Genomic DNA, 26303 nt, shown 5'->3' on the forward strand with positions numbered 1-26303 from the left:
CTGCTGGCGGCGCTGGCCGTCGTCGTCCTGCTGGTGATCTCCGCGCGGCAGGAGGCCGTCACACAGCCCCGGCCGCGCGGCTTCACCTTGGCGGGCCTCGCCCTCACCGCGCTGATCTTCCTGCTGTGAGGAGTACGCGAAACCCTTGAACTCGGCCGCGCGGACAGGCCCGCCGCCGAGGGTGGGCGGCCCTGGGACTGGAAGGAGACCGGCACACTCTCGGAATCCAACCTGCCGACGTCCAGGGGCTCCTCGGCAATGGAGAAGGGCGTCGAGATCTATGTGGAGGAGACGACGGCCGCCGTCGAGCGTTACAGCGCCAAGCTCACCTTTAAGGCAACTGGAAGATCTGTTCCTAACGTGGCGCGCATGAGATTCAGCCCCTTCCTTGCGGCCGTCGCCGCCGCCATGCTCCTCGCTCCCTCCCCTGCCACGGCCAGGACCGCGGCCCCTGCCGCCGCCGAGGAGTCCGACCGCGAGGTCGCCTTGGCTCAACTCGACTACACGACCGGGCTGTCGGTGACCTTCACCGACAGCGTCCCGTCCGACGAGGTCGGGATGGTCCAGACCGGAATGATCGGTCGCGCCCCCCTCATCGCCCGTGACGACGAGGACACCCTCCTGGAGACCTATCTGGAGATCACCCCGCCCGACGTCGCGGTCCCCCGGCGTCTCGTCGAGGCCCACGGCGCCGACCTGCCCGCCGAGCTGCAGCGGCGCAGGATCACCGGCGAGCCGGTTACGGCGGGTGGCCTGACCGCCCCGGCGAGCGCGGTCCGCTCCGGCACGTCGACCTGCACGTGGTCACCTTTCGGCTGGACGCTCTGGCACGACGACGGCGTGCCAGGCCTGCCGGCCAAGTCGTACAGCACGTTCGACTTCGGCGGCTTCAAGCAGAGCATCGCCGAGAGCTACGTCGCCAACTGCACCCCGCAGAGCTCGTCGAGCAACCTCTGGGCCCGGCACCGGATCTACTACAGGAACATCCTCGGCAACTTCGTGAAGCACTTCGAGGGCCTGGTGCCGCCGGGGCACCACCAGGCCGTGGTGAAGTCGGGCGCGATCAAGCGGCACCGCACGGTCTCCTACGACGACGCCTGGAACGCCGACCCGTCCTGCGGCGGCGGCACCTGCGTCTACGCCCGTGAGGGCCGATTCCGCAGCTAGAAGCTCGGCGGCCGCCTGCCGGTGAGCAGCCCGCTCTGTGTGCCGACCGTCGAGAACCTAGGAACCTGCCGCCGGAGCCCGCTGCCCTTTCGGGTCGCCGCCACGACTGCCGGAAAGTCGTACGACAGGCAAGAGAGGTCAGCATGAGAGGGAGGGGTCAGCCGGTGGCGCGGGACGGGGGAAGGCGGGCGGTCAGCTCGAAGCCGCCCTCCGGCAGCGGGCCCGCCTCGATGCGGCCGCCGGCCCGGGCCACGCGTTCGGCCAGGCCCGGCAGGCCGCTCCCGCCGCCGTCCCGGCCGGGCGCTCCTGCCGGGTGTTCCGGTGTCGGGAGCGCCGGGTGCCCCGGTGGCGTGTACGCCGGTGGCGGAGGTGCCGGTTGCTTGCGACGCCGCTGGTGGCGCTGCGGCTGGTGTGAGGGCGTCGATCGTGTCGTCCGCGTCGATCGCGGGTGCACCGGTTGTGTCGCCGCCGGGCGGCCGTCGTCGCGGACGCGGACCATGTCGGCGCCCACCTCGATCTCCACCCGGGTGGCGCCGCTGTGCCGGATCACGTTCGTGACGCCTTCGCGCACCACCCAGCCCAGCAGCACCTCCCGCTCCCCCTCCGGCGCCGGGCCGATCCGGCGGACGGCGAGGTCGATGCCGGCGGCGGCCAGCGCGTCGCGGGCGCGGGCCAGCTCGTCCGGAAGATCGGCGCGGCGGTAGCCGGTGACGGCCTCGCGCACCTCCGTCAACGCCTGCCGGCCCACCGCCTCGATGTCACCGGCCTGGCGTTCGGCCTGCCCGGGGTCGCGCCGGGCCAGCCTCCGCACCGCCTCGGCCTTGACGACGATCACCGAGAGCGTGTGGCCGAGCAGGTCGTGCAGGTCGCGGGCGAAGCGCAGCCGCTCCTCGGCGACGGCCGCCTCGGCCAGCCGCCGCCGGGTCTCGCGCAGCTCCCCGATGACCGCGTACAGGTGCAGCAGCGTCGCCACGACCACGCCCGTGCTGAACGTCCCCCACGAGAACGCCATGACCAGCTCCACGGAGGCGCCCTGCGCCCACACCGTCGCGGCCGTCAGCACGGTCAGCGCCGCCAGGACGACCCGCACGGCCCTGCCGTACAGGGCGATCCCGCACGCCACCCCCACCAGCGGGAACAGGTAGCGCCAGCTCGCGCCGTAGCGGGCCGCCATGACCGTCACCACGGCGGTCAGCGCCGCGAGCGCGACCCAGGCCGGCCGCGGCCTGCCGCGGAAGGTGAGCACCACCACCGCCGCGTACAGGGCGCATCCGGCTGCCAGGCCCGTCCACGACGGCCAGGCGGGCCGCAGCGTGCCGTCCACGGTCTCGGCCACGACTCCGACGCCGAGCAGGGCGAAAGGCATGAAGCCGGCAGGGCCGGGCGGCCGGTGCGGCTTGCCGTCCAGCGGCGTCAGATGGGCGGGCAGCATGCCCCCACGGTAGGCCCGCCAGATCGGTTCAGGCGCCGGGCGCGACGAGGCCATCCCCCGCTCCGTGAGAAGATCACCCTCATGACCGGTCTCCCAGGCGCAGCGACGAGCGACCCCCGGGTCAAGGTCAGCGGCATCGGGCGGCTCGCCGGGCTGCGGCCCCGCCGCCGGCCCGGCGACGGCGGCGAGGTGAGCGGCGCCGACGTCGACCTGGTCGACGCGCTGGACCCGCTCGGTCGCGGCACGGTGACCGCGTGGCTGCGCGACACCCCCTCCCCCGCCCAGCGGCAGGTGCGCCTGCGGGTGCTGGCGTCGTTCCTGCGCTGGCTGCGCGCCACCGAGCCGGGCCTCGGCCTGCTGGCCGTCACCGGGGCGGAGGTGGAGCGTTACTGCACGGCGGCGCTGGCGGGCGGACCGCCCGCCGGGCCGCCCGCAGCGTCGTCCAGCGGGTCGTCCAGCGGGTCGTCGCGTGGGCCGTCCGGCGGGCCGTCCGGCGGGTCGGGTCTGCCGGGCAGGCCGCTGGCGACCGCCACGGTGGCCAGGCGGCGCGCCGTCCTCGACGCGTTCTACGCCTACGCCTGGCGGTGCGGCGCGTTACGGGCCGGCTGCCAGACGGGGACCGCCGGGACCGCCGGGGGCCGTGAGGTGCCGTGTGACCCGCCGTGTGACGGCTCGCGTGACGGGGGCGCGGCTGAGGGGATCACCCGTGAGGAGCGGCGGCTGTTGCGGCGGGGCGTCGCCCGCCTGGCCACGGGCGGCCTGGCGGCGCAGGCGGCCGCGGTCGCCCTGCTGGACGCGACGGGCGCGGACGTGGACGCGCTGGCCACGCTGACCCCGCAGGACCTGTGCGCCGTCGCCGACGGCGCCGGCGGCGACAACACCGTCGTCGTGCTGCGGACCGGCCGTGACGACATCGCCGCCTTCCCCGTGCCCGCGCCGGCCCGCCCGCTGCTGCGGACGCTGTGCCGGGACCGGGCCGCGACGGAGCCGCTGCTGCGCCGCGACGACGGCGAGCCCGCGGACCTGGGATGGTTCGGCGCCGCACTCATCCGGGCGGCGCTGGCCGGTGGCATGCCTGAGGAGCGGGCGAGCCGGCTGCATCCGCGGATGCTGCGCGCCGTCACCGTGGGACGGCTTCGCGGCGGCTCCGGCTGACGCCCGGCCCGTGATCGGGCGGGGCCATGATCGGGCCGGGCCGCCTCCAGCGGCGTGCGCCCGGGGAGGGGCCTGGGGCGATCGGCTCACGACGCTGTCATGGAGCGGGGGGCGTCGCGGCCAGGCGGGCCAGGCGGCGCAGCGACAGGCGGGCCAGCGCGCCGGCGACCGGGCGGGCCAGCGGCCACAACGCCCGCCCGAGCGGGCCGAACGGCAGATCGAGCCGTTCGGCCCACACGACCCGGCTGCCGCCCGGGCAGGGCTCGACGCGGAAGACGCCCTCGCCGCGCACGAGCCGGCCGGTGTGGCGGACCCGCACCAGCCGGGGCGGCTCCCAGCGGGTGATCGTCATGGTGTCCAGGAAGCCGAACGGCCCGATCCCGGTGAACGCCTCGACCCGGTCCTCGCCGGCGCTCCAGGCGTTGGTCAGCACCATCCACTCCCGGTGCCGCGGCCAGTCGGTGAGCAGGGCGAAGACCCGCTCCGGCGGTGCGGCCGCCCGCAGGGCGGCTCCCATGTACGCGTGGCTCACCCTTCGACCACCCTGACCTCGTGGACGGCGGACCTGCCCGGCTCGGCGAACGCCAGCAGGGCGAGCGCCTCGGCGCGGACCTCCTCCACCTGCCCCGCCGTCAGCGGCGCGAACGGCTCGACGGTCACCACGTGCTTGTCGCGCCGCCACACGCCGCGGACGAAACCGTCGACGAGGACGGTGCCGAGGACCTGACCGTTGACGGTGATGACGCGGCGGCGGTGCTCGTCGGAGATGACGCGGGTGCGGTCGGCGTGGCTGAGCAGCACGTTGTCGAACGGCGCCACCAGCCGCACGGGCGCGGGTTCGTCGGCGTCGGGCCGGGGCGCCTCGGGCAGGTCGAGGAGTTCCCTGCCGTTCTCGTCCCGCAGGCGCAGCAGGCTCGGGCGCAGCGGTTCGACGATCTCGCGCAGCCCGGTCAGTCCTGACCAGGCCTGCACGTCGGCCACCGTGGCCGGTCCGAACGCTGCCAGGTAGCGCAGCACCATCGTCTCCGGCGACGGGGCGGGATGCTGCTCGCGGCCGAGCCACGTCTCGATGGTCGCGTACGCGGTCTGCCCGGCCTTGCCCCACACGGCCCGTGGAGGCACCTGCACCAGGGGCACGAGGCAGCGCATCGCCTGCGCCAGCGTGTCGGCCCCGACGGCTGGGAAGTGTTCGGCCAGCTGGGCGGCCAGCTTGGCGGCGGTGAGCGGGCCGGCCTGGTCCAGGGTTTCGCGGCCCACCTTGACGAGCTCCTCGACGTCGACGTCGCGCAGGCGCGGGCCGTGCGCGGCGGTGAGGAACTTGGTGAGCATCGGTTGCACGAGGGGGCGCAACGCCAGGCCGTCGGCGGCGCTGACCAGGTGGACGGTGCCGCGCATCAGCACCATCCTGACGACGTCGCGCTCGACCAGCAGCCGGGCCAGCTCCTCGGGCCCGAATCCCTCCAGGCGTGACCACAGCCCGAAGTACGGCGGGAACGGCGCCTGCGCCTGCAGGCCGACGAGGTGCTCGACGGCCTGCAGGGCCGGCATGGCGTGGCGTCGCAGCAGCAGCTGGCGGGCGAGCGTGGCACGGTTGAGTTCGCGACGGGTGATCACGGCCTCACCCTAGTGCTCCGGTGGTGGCTCGCCGGGCCGGTCCCGCGGTGGGCTACCGGCGCGGCACCGCGGCCACGCCCTCGATCTCGACGGCCAGCTCGGGGGTGGCCAGCGCGGCGACCACCATGAGCGAATGGGCGGGCCAGTCGTCTTCCGGATACCACCGGGTGAACGCTTCCTGCATCGCGGCGCGGCAGCCCGGCAGGTGCTCGGCGCCCGCGACCATGGTCAGCAGCTTCACCAGGTTCTCCGGCCCCGCGCCGAGCGATGCGAGCAGCTTGTCGATGTTGGCGAGGACCTGCCGCGTCTGCGACTGCGCGTCCGGGCCCGCGAGGGTCCCGTCTTCCAGCACGCCGACCTGACCGGCGATGAACACCAGCTCGTGGTCGGCCGGCACGGCGGCCAGGTGGTTGTATCGGCCGATCGGCGGTGCGACGGCGTCCGGGCTCCAGCGGCGGATCATCGATTGTCTCCTTCGCCCACGACGGGCTCATCGATCAGGGTCGGTGCCGGCGATCGCCCATTCTGCCAGCGGGTGATCACGGGTCGGGCCCGCGGCCCGGCCCCGCCCTCATGCCGGCGCGCGGCCGTGGCCGGCGGGACGGTGACACGGGCGGTGGATCTCGGCCCTCACGCCACGTTCGTGTTGTGCATGGCGCTGATCCACCACGCTCCCTCCTTCTTGATCGCCACGATCGTGCCGTGGTTGGTGAAGGCCCTGTCCGGGGTGGTGGTGTGCTGTTCCACCTGGACGACGGCGATCTCGGCGGTCAGGAAACCCATGTCCAGGACGGAGACCCGCGTGCTCCAGTCGCGGACGGCGCCCGCCAGGCGGGCGGTGTGGTAGGCGAAGAGGTCGTCCCATCCGCGGAGCGTCGTACCGTCGGGCACGGTCAGGATGGCGTCGGCGGTGAAGCGTCCGTCGAGCAGGGCCGCGTCCTTGCGGTTGAAGCCGGCCTCGATGTCGGCGACGACCTCCTCGAGGTCGCGGACGTCCTGCTCGTCGGAGGCCGGGCGGTAGGCGTGGGGTCGTGCCGTCATGGTTCACTCACTTCCGGTGTCTTGGCTGGTCGAGCTGCGGGGTCGTCTCACAACGAGTTCAGGAACCGTACGAACGCCTCATTGACCTCCGCCGGACGCTCCTGCTGGGTCCAGTGGCCGCAGCCCGGCAGCACGACGGCCCGGCGCAGGTTCGGCACGGCGGCCGAGGCGCCGGAGATCAGCTCCGCGCCTCCCGGCAGGGCCGCGGCGCTGTCCCTGTCGCCGGTGATGTACAGGGCGGGTGGGGTGACGGCGGCGTGCCGCCAGGGGCTGGTCAGCGTCCAGTTGCGGTCGAGGTTGCGGAACCAGTTCAGGGCGGCGGTGAAGCCGGTGCGTTCGAAGTCGGCGGCGTAGACGTCGAGGTCGTCCTCGGTCAGCCAGCCGGGCAGTTTCTCGGGTTCGCTCCAGGTGTCCAGGAGCCCACCGCCTGGCGGGATGACGGGATTCCACGGATATCCGTCACCGGAGGCGCCGTAGAGGGCCCGGCGGATCGTGGCGCGCGGGTCGCGGGCCAGTTCCCGGTCGGCGACTCCCGGCCGCTGGAAGTAGGAGATGTAGAAGTCGTCGCCTGCCTGGGCGCGGATGCCGGCCAGCGGCGCGGTGTCGGGCCGCCACGTGTACGGGCCGCCCAGCGCGATCACGGCCCGTACCCGGTCGGGCCGCATCAGGGCGCTGTGCCAGGCGACGCCCGAGCCCCAGTCGTGGCCGGCCACGACCGCCTGCTCCTCGCCGAGTGCGCCGATCAGGCCGATGACGTCGCCGACGGTGTGCAGGATGGTGTAGTCCTCGACGGCGGGCGGCCGGTCGGTGCCGCCGTAGCCTCGCTGGTCCGGGGCGACGGCGTGGTATCCCGCCTCGGCCAGGGCCAGGAGTTGGTGGCGCCAGGAGTACCACGATTCGGGGAAGCCGTGGAGCAGGATGACGAGCGGGCCCGAGCCCGCTTCGGCCACGTGCATGCGGATGTCGCCCACGTGCAGGTGACGGTGGGTGATCTGGGTCATCTGGGGTCCTTCGGGGTGGTCGGTGTTTCTCACAGGTGGTGCGGGTGTTCCTGGGCGGCGGAGGTGAGCGCGGCCAGCAGCGTCTGTTCCGCCTGGGCGCCGGTCAGCGGCGGCCGGCCGGCGAACCGGTAGACCGGCACTCCGCGCACGCCCGAGTTCCGTACCAGCTCCAGCGCGGCCCGTGTCTCCTCGGCGCCTTCGTGGCTCCATCGGACGCCGGTCTCCTCGGCGAGGGTCTTGAGCGTGTCGAGGTCGGCGATGTTGAGCTCGTCGGTGTGGTGCGCGCGGAACAGCCGTTCGGTCATCTCCTCGCCCAGCCCTTGCCGGGCCGCGACCGCGATGAGGCGGTGCGCTTCGAAGGAGTTGGAGGAGATCGCGTTCTCGTGGCGGAACAGCAGGCCTTCCTCCGCCGCCATGGCCGTGATCCGGGTCACGGCGGCCTCCGCGTCCGCGCCGAAGGCCCGGCGGAGCACCTGGAGCTTGGGCTCTCCTTCCACGCTCGCGTCGGGGTCCAGCTGGAAGGGGAGCAGCACGACGTCGGCCTGACCGCCGTCGGCGCGGAAACGGGCCAGCGCCCGCCGCAGGCGGGTGAACCCGAAGTAGGACCACACGCACGGGATGTCGAAGACGAACTGCACGGTTGTGCTCATGCCGGCAACGCTAGGAGCGACGCCCGGCCGGGCTCCTCTGTCACCTGACTGGGGTCGGCGATCCAGGTCGGGGCACCCCGGTCGATCGACAGAGGAGTCACCGCCGCGCGGCGTCCTAGCGTCGTTGTCCTCACGCCCGACAGTTGAGGAGGACACGATGCTGAATGTGGCGATCATCGTCGGCAGTACCAGGCAGGGCCGGTTCGGGCCGGTGGTGGCCGACTGGTTCGTCGCGCAGGCCAAGACGTACGGCGGGCTGGAGCTCGACGTGATCGATCTGGCCGATTTCGACCTGCCGGTGACGCTGCCGCCGGGTCTGCCGCCCACCCCGATGATGGCGGACCTGTCGCGGCGGTTGCACGCGGCCGACGCGTTCGTGGTGGTGACCCCGGAGTACAACCGCAGCTTCCCCGCCTCGGTGAAGAACGTCATCGACTGGCACTACGCCGAGTGGCAGGCCAAGCCGGTGGGCCTGATCTCCTACGGGGGGATCTCCGGCGGGCAGCACGCGGCGCAGGCGCTGCGCGGGGTCTTCGCGGAACTACACGCGGTGACGCTCAGGGACACGATCAGCTTCGTCAACCCCTGGCACAGCTTCGACGCCGAGGGCGGGCACGTCGATCCCGAGGAGCCGGAGCAGGCCGCCAGGACGATGCTGGGCCGGCTCGTGTGGTGGGGGCGCGCGCTGAAGAACGCCAGGGCCGCGCATCCGTACGGGACCTGACGATGAGGGCGATCAGGCAGTACGCGTTCGGCGGTCCGGGTGAGCTGGTCCACGAGGGGGACGTGGCCGCTCCCCGGCCGGAGGCGGGCCAGGTTCGCATCGCGGTGGCCGCGGCCGGGGTCACCCGGCTGGACCTCGCCGTGCGCGCGGGCGCCGGCCGCTGGCTGCCCGAGCTGCCGACGATTCCGGGCAGGGAGGTGGCGGGCGTGGTGGAGTCGCTCGGCGACGGCGTGGAGCCGCGCTGGCTGGGCCGGCGCGTCGCGACCTGCCTGGGCCTGGCAGCCGGTGGGTACGCGGAGCTGGCCGTACGCGAGGTCGCCGCCGTGCACGAGCTCGCGGACGACGTGTCCGACCACGCGGCCGTGACGGCCATCGGCACCGGCCGCGCCGCGGTCGGCGTCCTGGACGTCGCCCGGCTGACGCCCGAGGACGTGGTGCTGGTGCTCGGCTCGGCGGGCGGGGTCGGCAGCCTGCTCGTCCAGGCCGCGGTACGCATGGGGGCGACGGTCGCCGCGGTGGCGGGCGGGCCGGCCAGGGCCGCCGTCACGCGCCGGCTGGGCGCGGCGGTCACCGTCGACCACACCCGGCCGGGCTGGGCCGAGCGCGTCCGCGAAGGGCTGGACGGCCGGGAGGTCTCCGTGGCGTTGGACGGGGTCGGCGGCGGTCTCGGCCGTGCCGCGCTGGATCTGCTCGGTCACGGCGGCAGGTTGGTCATGTACGGCTGGCTGAGCGGGCATCCCGTCGAGGTGACCCCGCGCGAGCTCTACGAGCGCGGGTTGAGTCTCTGCGCGGCGCCGGGGCCGAGGATGCCGGGGCGGCCGGGTGGGGTGCGCAGGCTGGAGGAGCGCGCCCTGGCCATGGTGAGGGACATGGTGCGGGGCGGCGGCCTGACGCCGCTGGTGCAGCGGTTCGCCCTGTCGGACGCCGCGGACGCGCACGCCGCCATGGAACGCAGGGACACGACGGGAAAAGTGATACTAGTTCCATAAGTTGTCCACTAATGTCCGAAAAGGTAGGCATGCTGTACGGGCGGCCCGAGGAAACGGCCACGATCGACCGGCTCCTGCAGCGAGCGCGCAATGGCGGCAGCGGCGCGCTCGTCCTGCGGGGCGAGGCCGGGATCGGCAAATCCGCCCTCCTCGATCACGCCGTCGAGACCGCCGCTGACCTGCGCGTCATCCGCGGAGCCGGGATCGAGTCGGAGAGCGAGCTGCCGTTCGCGGGCCTGCACCTGCTTCTGCGGGGCGTGCTCGACCGGATCGACGCCTTGCCCGACCGGCCGGCGCAGGCGCTGCGCGGAGCGCTCGGCCTGGCCGCCGCCGTGGAGAGCGACCGCTTCCTGGTGGGGCTGGGCGTGCTCCTGCTCCTGGCCGACCTGGCCGAGGAGCGGCCCGTGCTCTGCGTCGTCGACGACGCGCACTGGCTCGACGGCGCCTCCGCGGAGGCGTTGCTGTTCGCCGCTCGCCGGCTGGAGGCGGAAGGCGTGGTCATGCTGTTCGCCGTGCGGGAGGTGCACGCCCCCGCCTTCCCCACGCCCGGCGTGGCCGAGCTGCGGCTGGCGGGCCTGGCCCCGGAAGCGGCCGCGCGCCTGCTCGACGAGCAGGCGCGCACCCTGCCCCGGCATGTCCGTGACCAGATCCTCCAGGAGGCGCAGGGCAACCCGCTGGCCCTGCTGGAGCTGCTCGCCGCTCAGCGGGAGGGGCAGCTCGTCGCCGAACCCTACGGCGCCTACGCCCTGTCCACGTTCAGCCGTATCCAGCAGACGTTCGCCGACCGCATCGCCACGTTGCCCGAGGCGACGCAGACCCTGCTGCTGGTGGCCGCCGCCGAGCAGGACGGCGACCCGGCGACGGTGTTCGGCGCGGCCGAGCGGCTCGGCGCGGGCGTGTCCGACCTGGAGCCCGCCGAGGACAGGCGCCTGCTCGGCATGTCCGGCGACCGCCTGACGTTCCGGCACCCCCTGATCAGAACCGCCGCCTACCGCGGCGCCACGGTCAGCGCTCGCCTGGCCGTGCACCGGGCCCTCGCCCAGGTGCTGGACGGGGACCGGCGGGCCTGGCATCTGGCCTTCGCCAGCACAGGACCGGACGAGCAGGTGGCGGCCGAGCTCGAACGTACCGCCGAAAGCGCACGCAGGCGCGGTGGCCACGCCGCCGTCGCCGCCGCCTACGAGCGCGCCGCCAAACTCAGCGCCGACCCCCGCGAGCGCGGCCGCCGCCTGGCCCACGCGGCCCGCGCCGCCGCCGACGCGGGCCAGCAGGAGCGGGCGGCGACCCTCGCCGACGACGCGGCGGCCCTGATCACCGAACCGGTCGCCACGGCGGAGGTGGCCAAGTTCCGGGCGGGCCTGGCCGACGAGCGCGGCAACGCCACCGCCGCGCACCAGCTCCTGGCCGAGTCGGCCTGCGCCGTGGCGGGCCGGACCCCTGAACTCGCCGCCGACCTGCTGTTCTCGGCCGTCGAGATCGCCTGGACCGCGGGCGACTTCACCGCGGTCCGGACCGTGGCGGACCAGGCGCACCGGTTGCGGGTGCCCGGCGCCGGACGCATAGGCGAGCTGGCCGCCCGCATCACCACCCTGAACGGGCCCGGGGGCGACGTGGTCGAGGCCGCCGTCGCCGTACGCCTGCTCCTCGACCGGGATCTCGCCGCGGGCCCGCCCGGCCTGCGGGGGAACGCCAGGATCGCCTGGTGGGAGATGCTGCTCGGAGACTACGGAGCCGCCCACGACCGAGCCGTCGCCCTGGAACGCGAGAGCAGGGCCCAGGGGGCGATCGGCGTGCTGCCACGCGCGCTGATGCTGCTCGCGCGCGGCCAGCTGTGGGCGGGCGCGCACCATGATGCCCGAAGCAGCGCGACCGAGGGCGTACGCATCGCCCAGGACACCGGCCAGACCCACAACCTGGCCTTTCTCTGGGCCGTCCTGGCGCAGCTCGCCGCGATCGAAGGCGACCAGGAACGCTGCAGACAGCTGACGGCCGAGATGACGGCCCACGGCACCGCGCCCGGCCAGGCCCGCGCCACGGCCATCACGGCGCTGCTCGACCTGGGCCTCGCCAGGCACGAGGCCGCGCTGGTGAGACTGACCGAGGCGGTCGAGGGAGCCAACAAGCTGGGCACCGTCCACAGTCTCCCCGACCTGGTGGAAGTCGCGGCACGGACCGGGCACCGGGCCCAGGCGCAGGCCGCCGCCCGCCGGTACGCCGACTGGGCCGACCACACCGCGCAGCCGTGGGCCCACGCCATCGCCGCACGATGCCAGGCGCTGCTCGGGGCGGGCGAGGACGCCTGGGAGCGAGCCCTGCACCTGCATCGCCAGGAAGGCGATCCACCGTTCGAACGGGCTCGTACGGAACTTCTGTACGGAGAGTGGCTGCGCCGGCAACACCGCAAGATCGACGCCCGCGCTCCGCTGCGGTCCGCGCTGGAGACCTTCGAACGCCTGGGCGCCCGGCCCTGGGCCGACCGCGGAGCCACCGAGCTGCGCGCCGCGGGTGAGAGCGTCACCCGCCACGCGGAGGACTCCGACCCGCTGGCCCGCCTCACGCCCCAGGAGCTGCAGGTCGTCCGGCTGGCCGCCACGGGGCTGAGCAACCGCGACATCGGGGCGCAACTCTTCCTCAGCCCCAGAACGGTCGGATATCACCTGTACAACGCCTACCCCAAGCTCGGCATAACCTCCCGCGTCGAGTTGGCGGGGCTCGTGTCGGGGCTCACCTCGGGGAGCGGCTCCCCGAGGTGAGGTCGGGCCTTCGCCGACGCCGGCCCTGGACGGCCGCCGGGATCCTCGGTTGGATGACGGATCATGAAGAGGCGACCGACGTGGGCGGCCATCGCCGCCCTGGCCATGATGCCGCCCGCCCCCGCCGTCGCGGAGACGCGGACGGAGCTGGCCGTGATGACGTGGAACGTCTGCACGGCGACGAACTCCGCCTGCGGCCTCTACCGGGCCGACGCCGCGCGGCTGGCGCGGACCGTCGGCGAGTACGCGACGAGCCGGCCGATCAGGCCGGACGTGCTGTTCCTGCAGGAGTTCTGCAGCGGCGCGGACCAGGCGCTGGAGGCGGGGCTGCGGCAGCGGACCGGCCGCACCTGGCTGGTGCGCTCGTGGAGCCTCACGTCCGCCGCGGGCGCCCCGTACACCTGCCACCCCGACTGGCAGGGCCGCCCGCGAGGGGTCCAGAGCATCGCGATCGCCGTCGCCGCCGACACGGCGACCTTCCAGGCCCACCCGCTGCCCGCACCCCCCTGGTACGTCAGGCGCGCGGTGCTGTGCGCCACGATCGCCGCCAAGCGGGTCCACGCGTGCGGCACCCACCTGTCGGTGGGCACCGCGTACGACGACCGGGAGCCGGGGGCCCCGTACCGCACCAGGCAGATCAGGCGGCTGATGGCCGTCGCCGCCAAGCCCGGCCACCACAGCGTCTTCGGTGGCGACCTCAACGTCGCCCCGCCGGACAGCGGTACCGGCAGCGCCGCCGGCCGGCGAGCCGTCGCGCCCGTCTACCGGGCCTACCGGGAGTGTGACCAGCGCGGGACCGGCCGCACCGGCCGCTGGACGCACAGCGCCGGCGACAGGCGCAAGAAGCTCGACTACCTGTTCGCGCCGCGCGGCAGCGTGCTGCGCTGCCATGTGGCCGCGGCCACTCCCCTGTCCGACCACAGGCCCGTCTACCTCGCGGTGACGTTCTAGCCGCGCGCTCGTGTCCGCGCACGGGCCCGGCGGCCGAAAGGCGTTGAAGCGTCGTGGCGCGGTCGGCGAAGATGCGGGCCATGGACATTCTTTCCTCATTGCCCGCCTTCGTGGTGGCCGTCGTGCTGATCTCCGCCTCGCCGGGCCCGGCGATGGCGTTGATCCTGCGCCGGGCCGCGGTGCGCGGCCTGTCCGGCGCGGTGCCCACGGTGCTCGGGCTGGAGGCCGGCCTGTACGTGTGGGCGCTGTTCGCCGCCGCGGGGCTGGCCGCGCTGGTGGCCGCCTCCGAGGTGGCCTACCTGGTGTTGCGCGTCGCCGGTGCGGCCTTCCTGCTCTACCTGGGGGTGAAGGCGTGGCGCTCGGCGTGGCGGGGGGCGCCGCCGGCCGCCGCCGAGCCCGGCCCGGAGACGGCGCGGGGCTGGTGGAAGGCGTTCGGCGAGGGGGCGGTGGTGATGCTGGCCAACCCGAAGGCCGCCGCCTTCATGATCGCTTTCTATCCGCAGTTCGTGCCCGCCGACCGGCCGCTGTTCGCCACGACGGCGCTGCTGGCCCTGCTGCAGGTGGCCATCGAGACAGTCCTGTACCTGGCGCTCGCGGCGGTGGTGGGCCGGGCGGGGGCGTGGTTCCGCCGTCCGGCGATCCGGCGCCGGCTGGACGCGGTCAGCGGCACCGTGCTCATCGCCCTCGGCCTGCGGCTGGCCGCCGAGAGCCGCTGACCGGGCCGGCTGCCCGGAGCCCGCTCAGATGATCTCGAGGTTGGCCATCATGCCCATGTCCTCGTGTTCGGCGTTGTGGCAGTGGAAGAGATAGCGGCCGCGGTGCCCGTCGAAACGGGTGATGATCTCCACCGATTCGCCCGGCCGCAAGGAGACGGTGTCCTTCAGGCCTGCGTCGTGGGGCAGGGGCGGCCGGCCGCCGCGTGACAGCACCCGGAACCCGACCAGGTGCAGGTGGACCGGATGGTGCACGTCGGCGACCAGCCGCCACACCTCGACGTCCCCGAGACGCGTGACGACGTCGGAGCGGGCGGGGTCGAACGGCAGCCCGCCGATCAGCCATCCGCGACCGCCGTGCATGCGTCCGGCGCGGAAGGACAGGTCGCGCACCCGGACGGCGTCCGACCGGCGCCAGTCCGGCAGATCACTGGAGAGCACGCGCGGGATACGGCTGTCGTCGGCGGCCCTGCGCACGACGCGGAAGGCCATCACGTCGCGGGCCCGCCCCGAGCCCAGCCGGTTGACGACGGTGACGCGGCCGCCGACCGGGACGTCGGCGAAGTCGATGATCACGTCGAAGCGTTCGGCAGGCGCCATCGGCAGGAACCGGTGGGTGACCGGCGCCGCCAGCAGCCCCTGGTCGGCGCCGATCTGGACGAGATCCAGCCGGCGTCCGTCGTCGCCGACCGCTTCGAGTTCGTAGTGGCGGGCGTTGGAGGCGTTCAGGATCCGCAACCGGTAGCGGGCCGCGTCGACCTCGTGCACGGGCCACGGGGCGCCGTTGACCAGGATCACGTCACCCAGAACCCCGGCCAGATACGGCTCCCGGACGCCAGGCCGGTCGCGCAGCGTGGGGTCGAGGGCCGGGTAGTCGAGGCCGCCGTCGGCGGCGAACGCCCGGTCGGCGATCATGAGAGGGAGCTCGCGCTCCCCTGCGGGCAGGCCGAGCGCGTCCTCGGCGTCGTCGCGGACGATCTGCAGCCCGGCCAGGCCCCGCCAGATCGCCGGGGCGGTGAAGTCCATCCGGTGGTCGTGGTACCACAGCAGCGTCGGCCGCTGGTCCAGCGGGAAGGTGTAGTCCCGCGTCAGCCTGGTCACCACCGCCCGCGGATCACGCATGCCGTGCCCTGCCCCCATGCCGTGCCCGGCGGGTGTGTGGTGTCCGGTGGGTGAGCCGGCGTCCGGCCGGCTCGCGGGCAGGACGAGGTCGGTCGGGTAGCCGTCCGACTCCGCCGGGGTGCGGCCGCCGTGCAGGTGCATCACGGTCGGCACGGGCAGTTCGTTGCGATGCGTCACGGTCACCGGCCGGCCGCGGCGCGACTCGATCGTCGGCCCGGGGAAGGTCCCGTTGTAGGTCCACAGCGTGGTCCTGACGCCCGGCAGGATCTCCACGCTCGCTTCGCGCTGGGTGATCTCGTAACGGTCGGCCTCGCCCGAGGTGCTCACCGGCGCCAGCACGGCGGGAAGCGGCAACGGCACCCGGAACGCGGGGGGCAGCGGCACGGCGCTGCGCAGTTCGGCGCCGGTGAACGACGGCCGGCGGGCGAGCCCGGCCGCGGCCGTCAGCCCGGCTGCCGCGGTCAGCCCGAGCGCCCCGCCGATGCCCAGCAGCCGCCGCCTGCTCAGGTCGCGGCCGTCATCGTGCTCACGCATCGCGGGCCTCCCGTCGCAGGAGGGGCCGGCGCCAGACGGCGACGAACTGCACGACGAGCGCGGCGATGGTCATGACCCCCAGCGGGAGGTGCAACCACAGCGCGCCGTCCAACCCGGCGAAGTACTGCACCGTCTCGGCCGCCACCACCGCCGTCGTGGCGAGAAACGGCCAGCTCTGACGCAGCCGGACCCAGACCACGATCGCGGCGATCGCCTGCAGGTAGCCGAGAGTGGTGGCCACGTCGGCGCCGACGGCGTGCCAGCGCAGGCTGTCGAAGTCGCCGCTCAGGTACACCCCGGCGAACACCGGCTGGCCGGCGATCGCCACCGTGTGCGCGCTGACGACGGCCCGCAGCGTCCATCCCGTGGGGGTGGTCCGGGATGCGGCCACGGTGAGCATGGGATCCCTCCTCGCTCTGTGCTGGATGCGTGAACGATCCCGAACACTATGACTCGCGAGTTATCTTGTCTAAGATCTATATTGCTATGCGGTTATGCCTTGGGGGTCATGATGGACCTGAACGCGCTCAGGCAGTTCGTGGTGGTGGCGCGACTGGAGCACCTCAGCCGGGCGGCCGACGAGCTGCACGTCGCCCAGCCGTCGCTGAGCCGCACCATCGCCCGCCTGGAGAGCGAACTGGGCACACCGCTGTTCGAGCGGAGCGGCCGGCTGCGGCTGAACGAGGCGGGCAGGCTCTTCCGGGATCACGTCGAGCGTTCCCTGGGTGAGCTGGAGGCCGGACGACGCGCCGTCGCCGAGGCCGCCGGCGAGGGCCTGGGCACCGTGCGGCTGGCGTCGGAGACCTTCCTCACGCTCACCGGGCCCCTGGCGGCCTACAAGCGGGCCCATCCCCGCGCCGAGATCGAGCTCCACTGGTCGCCGGCCGAGGACATGGCGCGCCGCCTGCGGGCCCAGGACGTCGATCTGTGCGTCGCCTCGCAGCCGATCTCCGCCGAAGGCCTGGAGTCGAGGCGGCTGTTCGACGAGGCGGTGGGGGTCGGCGTGCCCCTCGATCATCCGCTGGCGGGCCGCGCCTGTGTGACCGTCGACGAGCTCGCCGGCCATCCGATCGTCACCGCCCGCAAAGGGCACTGGCAACGCCGGCTGCTCGACCGGCTCTTCTCCGCGAGAGACCTCACACCGAAGATCGTCTGCGAGGTCGACGAGTCCAGCGCCATCGCGAGCCTGATCAGCGCTGGTCTCGGCCTCGGCCTCGTCCCCGCCTTCGCCCGCCGCACCTCCACGCGCGCCCCCGGCACCTGGATCGCCGTCGACAGCGCCGAATGCCGCCGCACGGTCACCCTGTACTGGAGCGCCGGCAGCCATCTGTCGGCCGCCGCCCGGCTGATGCGCACCATGATCACCGATTGGGACTGGACCACCGGCGAAACCCCGCAGGAACACTGATCGGCTCGCGGGTGGGCGCGACGCGCCCCGGCCGTGCGCGCCTCGACTCAGGCGGAGCGGCCGCCCGTGAACGGGGGCTCGCCCTCCTTCAGCGGGCGGAAGCGCAGAGCCGACCAGACCTCGTCCACCGCCACCTGCCCGTTGGGGCGCAGGCCGTACTCGCCGACGATCGGCCACAGGGTGTCGCGGTTGATGTCGGAGGCGTTGCCCTTGGGGTAGGCCACCCACAGCGTCGCCGGGCGGGTGAGGTCGTCGCGGTGCTCATCGAGCAGGCTGCGGGCGGCGGCCGCGTCGGCGGCGAACAGCACCGCGACCGCGGCCTGCGCCAGGTCGTCGGTGTGGGTGGCCCCTCCGGGCAGCGGGCCCACACGGTCGCGGTGGTCGGGGCCGGAGATCCACAGGGTGCTGCCGGGCTTGACGAGGAGCTTGTCGGCGACGGTCTTGGCGGCCATGTCAGGCCCTCCCGTAGGTGAGGTAGACGATTCCGGAGGTGAGGGTACGGCTGGCGAGCAGGGTCAGCGGGAGGTGCCCGGTGCCGTCGTCGAACAGCCGCTTGCCGCCGCCCACGACGACGGGGTGGATGGTCAGGTGCAGTTCGTCCAGCAGGCCGTCGCGCAGCAGGCAGCGGACCAGGGTGGGGCTGCCGGTGACAGAGATGTTCGTGCCGGGCCGCCGCTTCAGCTCGGTCAGGTGGGCCGTGACGTCGCCCTTGACGAGCGTGGTGTTCTGCCAGGTGGCGGTGTCGAGGGTGGTGGTGACGACGTGCTTGGGCGTGTCGTTCATGTAGGGGGCCATGTCCTGGGCGCGCGCCTCGGGGTTCGGCCAGTACGCGGCGAACTCCTCGTAGGTGTGCCGGCCGAGCAGCATGGTGTCGGAGCCGGCCATCTGCGCGCCGACCACCTCGGCCAGCTCGCCGTCGAAGTAGGGGAAGTGCCACTTCTGCGGTGACTCGACGACGCCGTCCAGCGAGATGAACAGCCCTGCGACGATCTTGCGCATCGCTCTCTCCGTTTCTGGGGATGCCCCCACCGTCCCACCGACAAAAAAATTTGTCAAGGCGGGCGCGCGCCCGCCGGGTCACCGACCCGGCGGGTCTTGTCCCCTCAGGACTCCAGGTAGCGCAGGACGGCCAGCACCCGACGGCTGTAACCGGCCGTGTGCGACAGCTCCAGCTTGTCGAACAGCGCGTTGACGTGCTTCTCCACGGCGCTCTGCGACACGTGCAGCTCCTGCGCGATCGAGGCGTTGGTCAGGCCCTGCGCCATGCGCTCCAGCACCTCCCGCTCGCGCGGCGTCAGCCGGGCCAGCGGATCGACGTGCGAGGTGCGGGCGAGCAACTGACGCACCACCTCCGGGTCGAACGCCGCTCCCCCGGCCCCCACCCGCTCCAGCGCGTCCAGGAAGTCGGCGACCTGGGCCACCCGGTCCTTCAGCAGGTAGCCGACGCCCTCCACGTCGCCGCTCATCAGCTCGGTGGCGTACCGCTTCTCCACGTACTGCGACAGCACCAGCACGCGCACTCCCGGCCAGCGGCGCCGGATCTCCAGTGCGGCGCGCAGCCCCTCGTCGGTGTGGGTGGGCGGCATCCGCACGTCCACCACCACGACGTCGGGCACGTCCGCGGCCACGGCGGCCAGCAGCGCGGCGGCGTCGCCCACGGCGGCGGGCACCTCGTGGCCCTCCTCCAGCAACAGCCGCACCAGCCCCTCACGCAGCAGCGTCGAGTCCTCGGCCAGCATCACCCGCACGGCAGCTCCGCCACGATCGTCGTCGGCCCGCCCGCCGGGCTGTCCACCTGGAACCTGCCGTCCAGCGCGGCCACCCGGCGCGCCAGCCCCGACAGGCCGCCGCCGGAGGCGTTCGCGCCACCGGATCCGTCGTCCCGCACCGTCACGACGACCATGGTGCCGCACCGCCGCACGTCCACCGTGATGAGCCCGGCCCCGGAGTGCTTGGCGGCGTTGGTGACCGCCTCGCACACCACGAAGTACGCGGCCGTCTCCACCGCCATCGCCGGCCGTTCGGGCAGGTCGCAGGTGACCCGGACCGGCACGGACGAGCGTTCGGCGACGCCGGACAGCGCCTCGCCCAGCCCGAGGGAGTCCAGGCCGCTCGGATAGACGCGCCAGGCCACCTCACGCAGCTCGGCCAGCGCGCGCTGGGCCTCCTGATGGGCCTGGTCGAGCAGCTCGGGGCGGCCCCGCCGCGAACGGCCGATCAGCATCGACAGGGCGACCAGACGCTGCTGGAGGCCGTCGTGCAGGTCACGCTCGATCCGGCGGCGCTCGGAGTCGACCGCCGCCACGATGCCCGCCCGGCTCTCGGCCAGCTCGGCGATCCGGCGGTGCAGCGCCTCGGTGGGGTCGGGGGCCAGCAGCCGGCGGGCCAGCCGCCGCTCCAGGGCGTACACGCCGGCCAGGCCCGACAGGTCGAGGAAGAGCAGGACGACGCCGACGACGGCGGTGGACAGCGCCAGCGACAGGGAGCGGTGCATGCCGTCGTACGGCTGCCCGCTCGACCAGGCCAGCGCGAGGTCCACGCCGATGTAGGCCCCGTAGACCAGGAGCACCAGGATGAGGCCGCCGAGCACACCGGCGGGCAGGCGGGCGGCGAGATAGCGAAGCGCCCGCCCACCGTCCGTGGGGTCGTCGTCCGTCCGGCCACCCGGCCGGACGTCCAGGGGGCCGGAGGCCAGGCGCAGCAGGGCCGGGTCGAGGCGGAGCCGGCGGGCCTCCAGCCTCGCCAGCCGCACGGCGCCGGCCGAGACGTTCGGGTTGCCGAGGAACGGCAGCGACAGCAGCAGGAACGCCGCCTCCAGCACAGCGGTGACCACGCCGAGCGTCACCGCCGCCACGATCCTGGCGCCGTCAGCGACGTGAGGCATGCCGTCCCTTGCGCCGCTCGACCAGCCGCACGCCGACGAAGACGACGACCGCCAGGGCCACGAGGCCGAGCACCACCTTGGAGCCGACGCCGACGTAGGCCTCGACCAGCTCCCACTGCTCGCCCAGGGCATAGCCGGCCAGGACGAAAGCGGTGTTCCAGATCGCGCTGCCCGCCGTGGTCAGGGCGAGGAAGGTGGGCAGCGGCATGCGCTCCACGCCGGCCGGGACGGAGATGAGGCTGCGGAAGATGGGGATCATCCGCCCGAAGAACACCGTCATGCGGCCGTGCTTGAGGAACCACGCCTCCGTCTTCTCGATGTCGGACGGCTTGACCAGCGGCATCTTGGCGGCGATGGCCAGCACGCGGTCCCGGCCGAGGAGCGCGCCGACCCAGTAGAGCGCGAGCGCGCCGAGCACGGAGCCCAGCGTGGTGAACACCAGCACGTCGATCAGCCCCATGTCGCCCCTGCTGGAGGTGAAGCCCGCCAGCGGCAGCACCACCTCGCTCGGCAACGGCGGGAACAGGTTCTCCAGGGCGATCGCGATGCCCGCGCCCGGTGCTCCGAGGCGCTCCATGAGCCAAACCATCCATTCAGTCATGCGACAAGGCTAGGGGCGTTCTCGGGTGCGGGTAATGCGGAAGGCAACCAGGTGTTGCTGTGGTAAACCACAGCCCCATGTACCGTACACTGTACGGTCGTGAGCTCCTCAACGGATCTGGCCAGGCAGGCGGTCGTCTTCGAGCCCGGAGACCCGCCACGGACGGGCCGGATGGCCTTTTTCGACCCCGACGACGACACCCCGCCCGACGGCCTCCCGTCCGGAGATTCTCAGGCCGGCGACGCCCTGCTCGCGGTGGTGCAGCCGCACGAGGGCGGGCTGCGCACGCGCCGGGTCGGCGCCACCCGCGTCCCCGTCGCCGAGGCCGTGGCGGGCCTGGTCAGGGCCCGCCGAGACGAGGCAGCGCACCCGGCCGCCCGCTTCTGGGGGGCGGTGGCACTGGTGGCGCTGCAACTCGTCACGCGGGGCCGCATCGTGCCGGGCGTCACGGCCGGGGGGCACGACTCCTGGCGGGCTGGCCCGTTCGACCCCGCCGACATGCTGCGCATCAGGGAACTGGCCGACGCGATGCCCGCCACCGCGAGGGCCGTGCCCCTGGCCGGCGCGCAGTCCGACGGGCCGGTGCCGCACTCCGACGGGCCGGTGCCGGCCGAAGCGGAAGGGCCGGCGGACGTCGACGGGCCGGTGCTGGCCGGCGCCGACGGGCTGGTGCTGGCGGACGCCGAAGGGCTGGTGCGGGCCTTCATCGACGCGGTCGCCGACGCGATGCCGCGCTCGCCCGGCGCGGTGCGCGCCACCGGCACGACCGCGTTCGCGGCCGTCAGGCCGGTCAAGGCGGCGCACCTTCGCGGGTGGGCCGACGAGGTGGCCGCCGGGCTCGACTCGGGGGTGCGGCTGTCGCTGCGGCTGGAGGCCGACGACCCGGGCGAGGCGGAGTTCCGGGCTGTCGTCCAGGTGCACAGCCTGGCCGACCCCTCGCTCGTGGCCGACGCCGCCGAGCTGTGGGACGGCGGCGACCACGGGTTCGGGCCCCGGGCGAGGATCGACACGACCATGGCCGTGCGCCGGGCCGCCCGTGCCTGGCCGGCCCTGGAACGGCTGCTCGACAGCGCGGTGCCCGACGAGCTGACGCTGTCCGACGCCGATGTCGGGCACCTGCTGGCCGAAGGCGCGCAGCGGCTGGCCGCCGCCGGGGTGCAGGTGCACTGGCCGCGGTCGATGGTGCGCGGCCTGAGCGCCCGCGCGGTCGTCGGCGAGCGTGACGCCGCGCCCTCCGACCTGCCGTCGTTCTTCGGCGGCCATCACCTGACGAGCTTCGACTGGCAGCTCGCCCTCGGCGGCGAGCGGCTGACGGCGGCCGAGATGGACCGGCTGGCCGAGGCGCACCGCCCCGTCGTGCGGCTGCGCGACCAGTGGGTGCTCGTCGACCCCGAGACGGTGCGCAAGGCGCGCCAGCGCGACCTCAAGCCGCTGACCGGGCTGCAGGCGCTCGGCGCCGCGCTGACCGGCGCGGTCGAGGTCGACGGCGAGCAGGTGCCGGTGGAGGCCAGCGCCTGGCTGGCCGAGCTGCGCGAGCGGCTGACCGAGCCCGAGGACGTCCGGGCGCCCGAGGGTCTGGCCGCGACGCTGCGCGACTACCAGCTGCAGGGATTGCGCTGGCTGGCCAGGATGACCTCGCTGGGGCTCGGCGGCTGCCTGGCCGACGACATGGGCCTGGGCAAGACGATCACACTGATCGCGCTGCACCTGCACCGGCGCGGGCTGGGCGCCGGCCCCACCCTCGTGGTGTGCCCGGCGTCGCTGCTCGGCAACTGGGAGCGGGAGATCACCAGGTTCGCGCCCGGCGTGCCGGTGCGCCGCTACCACGGCAGCGCCCGCACCCTCACCGGGGAGGGGGCCGACGAGGGGTTCGTGCTGACGACGTACGGCACCATGCGGCTGGACGCGGCCCGGCTGGCCGAGCACCCGTGGGGTCTGGTCGTGGCCGACGAGGCCCAGCACGTCAAGAACCCCGCCTCCGGCACCGCCAGGGCGCTGCGCGAGATCCCGGCGGCCGCCCGCGTCGCGCTGACCGGCACCCCGGTGGAGAACAACCTGTCGGAGCTGTGGGCCGTCCTCGACTGGACCACGCCGGGCCTGCTCGGCTCGCTGGGCAGGTTCCGGACGCGGTGGGCCAAGCCGGTCGAGTCGGGTGACGCCGAGGTGGCCGAGCGGCTGGCCCGGCTGGTGGGGCCGTTCATGCTGCGCCGGCGCAAGTCCGACCCGGGCATCGCGCCCGAGCTGCCGGCCAAGACCGAGACCGACCGTCCGGTGCCGCTGAGCGCCGAGCAGGCCGGCCTGTACGAGGCCGCGGTCCGCGAGATGATGGCGCGGATCGAGGCTGCGCACGGGATGGCCCGGCGCGGTCTGGTCGTCAAGCTGCTGACCGGGCTCAAGCAGATCTGCAACCATCCGGCGCAGTACCTGCACGAGGCGCAGCCGCGGCTGGCCGGCCGGTCGGGCAAGCTGGAGCTGCTGGACGAGCTGGTCGACACGATCGTCGCCGAGGACGGCGCGGTGCTGGTCTTCACCCAGTACGTCGCCATGGCGCGGCTGCTGGAGCGGCACCTGACCGGCCGGGGCGTGGCCACGCAGCTGCTGCACGGTGGCACGCCGGTGGCCCGCCGCGAGGAGATGGTGCGGCGGTTCCAGGACGGTGGCGCCCCGGTGTTCCTGCTGTCGCTGAAGGCGGCGGGAACGGGGCTCAACCTCACGCGGGCCGACCACGTCATCCACTACGACCGCTGGTGGAACCCCGCCGTCGAGGACCAGGCCACCGACCGCGCCTACCGCATCGGGCAGACCAAACCCGTCCAGGTGCACCGCCTGATCGCTGAGGGCACCATCGAGGACCGCATCGCCGGGATGCTGGCCGCCAAGCGTTCCCTGGCCGAGGCCGTGCTCGCCTCCGGCGAGGCGGCCCTCACCGAACTGACCGACGCCGAACTGGCCGCCCTCGTGGAGCTGCGATGAGATCCGACGTCAGTGCCGCACGGGGGTTCCCCGCCTTTCCCCGGCAGCAGGCCGGCACCCGTTTCGCGACCTCCTGGTGGGGCCGCGCCTGGATCAAGGCGCTGGAGGACACCTCCCTGGACCAGACGCTGCTGAAGAAGGGCCGCGCCTACGCCAAGACGGGCCAGGTGGGTCCCATCACGGTCAGCCCCGGCCGGCTCGCCGCGGTCACCGAGGCCGGCTACGACGCCGAGCACCACACGGTGGTCCACGTCGAGCAGCTGGGCGAGGCGGAGTGGGATCGGTTCCTCGACCAGGTCGCCGCCAAGGCGGGGCACATCGCCGCGCTGCTGGACGGCGAGATGCCGCACGACCTGGTGGAGGCGGCCGAGCACGCCGGCGTGCCGCTGCTGCCCACGGTCGGCGACCTCGAGCCCGAGTGCTCCTGCCCCGACTGGGGACATCCGTGCGCGCACGCGGCCGCCCTGTGCTACCAGGCGTCGTGGCTGCTCGACGACGATCCGTTCGTGCTGCTGCTGCTGCGCGGACGCGGCCGGCAGGAGCTGGTGGAGGCGCTGCAGGGCCGTTCCCTGCCGGACCCCGCGGCCGGGACGCGGGCGGGCACGCCGGCCGCCGAGGCGTTCGCGCTGGACGTCCCGCCGCTGCCGGATCCGCCGCCGGTGGAGGTGGCCTTCGCCCCGCTCGACCTCGATCCGGCGCCGGGCGTGGAGGTGGCGGCGCTGCGGGTGCTGGCCGCCTCGGCGGCCGCGCGGGCGCGTGAGCTGCTGGTCTCGGGCCGGCAGGTCGTGCTGACCGAGTTCCAGGACCGGGTCCGCCTGGCCGCCGAGCACGACCTGGATCTCGGGCTGGAGGCGGCGGTGCGGGCCTGGCGGCACGGCGGCGTGACCGGGCTGGAGGTGCTGGAGTCGGCCTGGACGCCGCCCGGGCGGGAGCTGGCCCGGTCCCGCGCGTTGCTGGAGGCCGGATGGGAGGGCGAGGCTCCGCCGGCGGTGGAGGCGTGGCGCAACCGCTGGACGGTGGGCGCGCTCCAGCTGCGTTACGGCAGGGACGGCCGCTGGTACCCGTTCGAGCTGCGTGACGGGCAGTGGTGGCCGGCGGGCCCGCCCGCGCGCGACCCCTCGGAACTGCTGGCGTGAGCCTCGCGCGGTCGGCCGGCGGGTGTCGTGCGCCCGCACGGCCGGCCGCCGAGACGCGGGTCCCGGCCACAGGGCCCGAACCCGCCGGACGTGATCCCTCTCAGGTGCCGGCGGGCCTCGTCTGCTGGGAGACGAAGCGCTGCCAGGCGCGTCGCTGCTGCTCGGGTGAGGCGTCGACCTGCTCGGCGCAGTCCAGGCGCAGGTGCCGGTCGCCGAAGGGCTCGTTCAGGTAGGCGCAGTGGTGAGGTTCGGCGGAGCCCGCGTGGAGGTGCGGGTGGAAGTGCCGGCAGGTGAGGCAGATGCGCTGCGGCGGGATGTCGCCGTTGTGCTGCAACGTCCGAATGACCTTGACCAGCGAACGCAGCATGGCGGTCTGTTCGCCCGGGTCGAGGGTCTCCACGGCGCGGCTCAGGAAGTCCGGCCATGCGCTCGTACGGTCTGCCATCGACGCCCCGGATTCGGTGAGGCGCAGCGTGATGGATCGCTTGTCCGATCCCGGCTCCTTCACCACGAGCCCTTTGTGCACGAGGGCGCTGACGGCGTTGCTGGCCGTCGCGGTCGAGGCGCCCAGGCGGGCCGCGAGGACGCCGAGGCTCGCCGGCCGCTCGCGCAGCGACTCCAGCGCCTGCGCCTGGGTCGGTGTCACGCCTTCGGGCCCGGCTCCCTCCCACGCCCTGCTCTTGAGCACCATGCCGATCGTGGAGAGACCGCTCGTCACGCGTCGGGCGACAGGTCCGCTGATCGCGTCGAAGCTTCCTGCCAGGTCCCTTCAGGGATTCGGTAGAGGGCCCTGGTCGAGGTGGACCATTCCCGGTCGAGGAAGCGCCCGGTGATCCGGCCCACCATGCACAACATGAGATGCAGGCACCGGCTCAGGTCGAGCGGATCGCCGAGCGCGATCCCGCTCGCGTACGGCCGATAGTCGGGTAGTTCCATATATCCGCCTTCCTCGTACGGCGGAGTGACGTCCCCGACATGTTCCCCGTCATAGTAGAGATTCACCGGTTCGAGTTCCTTGAGATGGTCGTTGTAGCGGATCTCAAAGACGCGTCGCTTTCCCAGGTGCCGGATGGCGGGGTGGTACGGGTAGAGCCCGGAGGCGAGTATGTGCGTCCACCCGGGCGAGTGCGCGCCCATCCAGACCATTTCCCCGGATGAGGCTTGGAAGGTCTCCGTCGCCGCCTCGAGGCCGCACTCCTGCCGCGAGTCAGGGTCAACCCGAAGAAGAGCGCTCACCTCGTCCGCGTTTCCGCTCTCCACCCAGAGCCCGTGAAAGAGATACTCGATCCGGTGCTCGGCCAGCAGGGCCCACTGATCCTCAAGCGGATACTGCTGTGCCAGGTCTGCCACTTTCCTACCTCCGGCCGCGAACGTCGCACGCTGAATACAACGCGGGGTTGCCGGGCCTTCGTCTCGGCAACCCCGCCTGAGATCGCTAACTATACCTAGACCGTC

At 73.7% G+C, this 26303-nt stretch carries 26 protein-coding genes; 10 read left to right on the forward strand and 16 right to left on the reverse strand.

The annotated features are described in order from the left end of the window. Window positions 1–369 precede the first annotated feature (369 nt). Complete coding sequence (locus CXR44_RS36350; RefSeq protein ID WP_144070214.1) at window positions 370–1167, forward strand: hypothetical protein; 798 nt, start codon at window positions 370–372, stop codon at window positions 1165–1167. A gap of 157 nt (window positions 1168–1324) precedes the next feature. Here the strand turns inward: CXR44_RS36350 and CXR44_RS41880 are convergent, their stop codons facing one another. Next, window positions 1325–2599, reverse strand: a complete 1275-nt coding sequence (locus CXR44_RS41880) for a sensor histidine kinase (RefSeq protein ID WP_219602224.1) — start codon at window positions 2597–2599, stop codon at window positions 1325–1327. Between the two features lie 81 nt (window positions 2600–2680). Between CXR44_RS41880 and CXR44_RS36360 the strand changes: the two genes are divergently transcribed. Next, the gene (locus tag CXR44_RS36360) at window positions 2681–3754 is read left to right on the forward strand and encodes a hypothetical protein (protein ID WP_101790702.1); all 1074 of its coding nucleotides are present in this window, start codon (window positions 2681–2683) and stop codon (window positions 3752–3754) included. Between the two features lie 97 nt (window positions 3755–3851). Here CXR44_RS36360 and CXR44_RS36365 read toward each other — a convergent pair whose 3' ends face one another. From CXR44_RS36365 to CXR44_RS36390, 6 genes are all read right to left on the reverse strand, one after another. After that, entirely contained in the window at window positions 3852–4286 is a 435-nt protein-coding gene (locus CXR44_RS36365; protein WP_245899870.1) for an SRPBCC family protein, read from the reverse strand. Next, window positions 4283–5368 carry a winged helix DNA-binding domain-containing protein gene (locus CXR44_RS36370; protein ID WP_245899872.1) on the reverse strand — a complete coding sequence of 362 codons (1086 nt, stop codon included), beginning with the start codon at window positions 5366–5368 and terminating at the stop codon, window positions 4283–4285. The genes CXR44_RS36365 and CXR44_RS36370 overlap by 4 nt, the downstream gene beginning before the upstream one ends. A gap of 52 nt (window positions 5369–5420) precedes the next feature. Beyond that, window positions 5421–5831 carry a RidA family protein gene (locus tag CXR44_RS36375; RefSeq protein WP_101790704.1) on the reverse strand — a complete coding sequence of 137 codons (411 nt, stop codon included), beginning with the start codon at window positions 5829–5831 and terminating at the stop codon, window positions 5421–5423. A gap of 167 nt (window positions 5832–5998) precedes the next feature. Then, entirely contained in the window at window positions 5999–6409 is a 411-nt protein-coding gene (locus CXR44_RS36380; RefSeq protein WP_101790705.1) for an SgcJ/EcaC family oxidoreductase, read from the reverse strand. Between the two features lie 47 nt (window positions 6410–6456). Beyond that, window positions 6457–7410, reverse strand: a complete 954-nt coding sequence (locus CXR44_RS36385) for an alpha/beta fold hydrolase (protein WP_101790706.1) — start codon at window positions 7408–7410, stop codon at window positions 6457–6459. A gap of 29 nt (window positions 7411–7439) precedes the next feature. Beyond that, the gene (locus tag CXR44_RS36390) at window positions 7440–8060 is read right to left on the reverse strand and encodes a DsbA family oxidoreductase (RefSeq protein WP_180903879.1); all 621 of its coding nucleotides are present in this window, start codon (window positions 8058–8060) and stop codon (window positions 7440–7442) included. A gap of 157 nt (window positions 8061–8217) precedes the next feature. On the opposite strand from CXR44_RS36390, the gene CXR44_RS36395 reads away from it, so the two are divergent. From CXR44_RS36395 to CXR44_RS36415, 5 genes are all read left to right on the forward strand, one after another. Then, complete coding sequence (locus CXR44_RS36395; protein ID WP_101790708.1) at window positions 8218–8784, forward strand: NADPH-dependent FMN reductase; 567 nt, start codon at window positions 8218–8220, stop codon at window positions 8782–8784. Between the two features lie 2 nt (window positions 8785–8786). Continuing rightward, on the forward strand, window positions 8787–9773 hold the full coding sequence (locus CXR44_RS36400; protein ID WP_101790709.1) for a zinc-binding dehydrogenase: 987 nt from the start codon (window positions 8787–8789) through the stop codon (window positions 9771–9773). An 11-nt stretch (window positions 9774–9784) separates the two neighbouring features. Further along, complete coding sequence (locus tag CXR44_RS36405; RefSeq protein ID WP_245899874.1) at window positions 9785–12526, forward strand: helix-turn-helix transcriptional regulator; 2742 nt, start codon at window positions 9785–9787, stop codon at window positions 12524–12526. A 63-nt stretch (window positions 12527–12589) separates the two neighbouring features. Beyond that, a complete protein-coding gene (locus CXR44_RS36410; protein ID WP_101790711.1) occupies window positions 12590–13477 on the forward strand; it encodes an endonuclease/exonuclease/phosphatase family protein in 888 nt (295 codons plus the stop codon). A gap of 80 nt (window positions 13478–13557) precedes the next feature. Next, window positions 13558–14193, forward strand: coding sequence for a LysE family translocator (locus CXR44_RS36415; RefSeq protein WP_101790858.1), 636 nt, complete (start codon window positions 13558–13560; stop codon window positions 14191–14193). 24 nt (window positions 14194–14217) lie between these two features. Here CXR44_RS36415 and CXR44_RS36420 read toward each other — a convergent pair whose 3' ends face one another. Continuing rightward, window positions 14218–15846 carry a multicopper oxidase family protein gene (locus CXR44_RS36420; protein ID WP_101790712.1) on the reverse strand — a complete coding sequence of 543 codons (1629 nt, stop codon included), beginning with the start codon at window positions 15844–15846 and terminating at the stop codon, window positions 14218–14220. Beyond that, a complete protein-coding gene (locus CXR44_RS36425) occupies window positions 15839–16246 on the reverse strand; it encodes a hypothetical protein (RefSeq protein WP_101790713.1) in 408 nt (135 codons plus the stop codon). The genes CXR44_RS36420 and CXR44_RS36425 overlap by 8 nt, the downstream gene beginning before the upstream one ends. 108 nt (window positions 16247–16354) lie before the next feature. Between CXR44_RS36425 and CXR44_RS36430 the strand changes: the two genes are divergently transcribed. Beyond that, window positions 16355–17254: a LysR family transcriptional regulator gene (locus CXR44_RS36430; RefSeq protein ID WP_245899876.1), complete on the forward strand. Its 900-nt coding sequence runs from the start codon at window positions 16355–16357 to the stop codon at window positions 17252–17254. A gap of 47 nt (window positions 17255–17301) precedes the next feature. Here the strand turns inward: CXR44_RS36430 and CXR44_RS39880 are convergent, their stop codons facing one another. The 5 genes from CXR44_RS39880 to CXR44_RS36455 form a co-directional block, all read right to left on the reverse strand. After that, window positions 17302–17706, reverse strand: coding sequence for a hypothetical protein (locus CXR44_RS39880; protein ID WP_180903880.1), 405 nt, complete (start codon window positions 17704–17706; stop codon window positions 17302–17304). A 1-nt stretch (window position 17707) separates the two neighbouring features. After that, complete coding sequence (locus CXR44_RS36440; protein WP_101790715.1) at window positions 17708–18253, reverse strand: dihydrofolate reductase family protein; 546 nt, start codon at window positions 18251–18253, stop codon at window positions 17708–17710. Between the two features lie 104 nt (window positions 18254–18357). Continuing rightward, on the reverse strand, window positions 18358–19002 hold the full coding sequence (locus CXR44_RS36445; RefSeq protein ID WP_180903881.1) for a response regulator transcription factor: 645 nt from the start codon (window positions 19000–19002) through the stop codon (window positions 18358–18360). Further along, window positions 18993–20138, reverse strand: coding sequence for a sensor histidine kinase (locus tag CXR44_RS36450; protein ID WP_101790716.1), 1146 nt, complete (start codon window positions 20136–20138; stop codon window positions 18993–18995). The genes CXR44_RS36445 and CXR44_RS36450 overlap by 10 nt, the downstream gene beginning before the upstream one ends. Further along, window positions 20122–20739, reverse strand: a complete 618-nt coding sequence (locus tag CXR44_RS36455; protein ID WP_219602225.1) for a DedA family protein — start codon at window positions 20737–20739, stop codon at window positions 20122–20124. The genes CXR44_RS36450 and CXR44_RS36455 overlap by 17 nt, the downstream gene beginning before the upstream one ends. A 99-nt stretch (window positions 20740–20838) precedes the next feature. On the opposite strand from CXR44_RS36455, the gene CXR44_RS36460 reads away from it, so the two are divergent. After that, window positions 20839–23712 (forward strand): DEAD/DEAH box helicase, encoded by a 2874-nt coding sequence (locus CXR44_RS36460; protein WP_245899877.1) that lies wholly within the window; start codon window positions 20839–20841, stop codon window positions 23710–23712. Continuing rightward, complete coding sequence (locus CXR44_RS36465; protein WP_101790719.1) at window positions 23709–24848, forward strand: SWIM zinc finger family protein; 1140 nt, start codon at window positions 23709–23711, stop codon at window positions 24846–24848. The genes CXR44_RS36460 and CXR44_RS36465 overlap by 4 nt, the downstream gene beginning before the upstream one ends. A gap of 100 nt (window positions 24849–24948) precedes the next feature. On the opposite strand, the gene CXR44_RS36470 is transcribed toward CXR44_RS36465, so the two are convergent. Both CXR44_RS36470 and CXR44_RS36475 read right to left on the reverse strand, forming a co-directional pair. Further along, on the reverse strand, window positions 24949–25566 hold the full coding sequence (locus CXR44_RS36470; protein WP_219602226.1) for a MarR family winged helix-turn-helix transcriptional regulator: 618 nt from the start codon (window positions 25564–25566) through the stop codon (window positions 24949–24951). Continuing rightward, window positions 25563–26198, reverse strand: a complete 636-nt coding sequence (locus CXR44_RS36475; protein WP_101790720.1) for a hypothetical protein — start codon at window positions 26196–26198, stop codon at window positions 25563–25565. The genes CXR44_RS36470 and CXR44_RS36475 overlap by 4 nt, the downstream gene beginning before the upstream one ends. Between the last annotated feature and the right edge of the window lie 105 nt (window positions 26199–26303).

This window comes from Nonomuraea indica (assembly GCF_002850745.1).
GTDB lineage: Bacteria > Actinomycetota > Actinomycetes > Streptosporangiales > Streptosporangiaceae > Nonomuraea > Nonomuraea indica.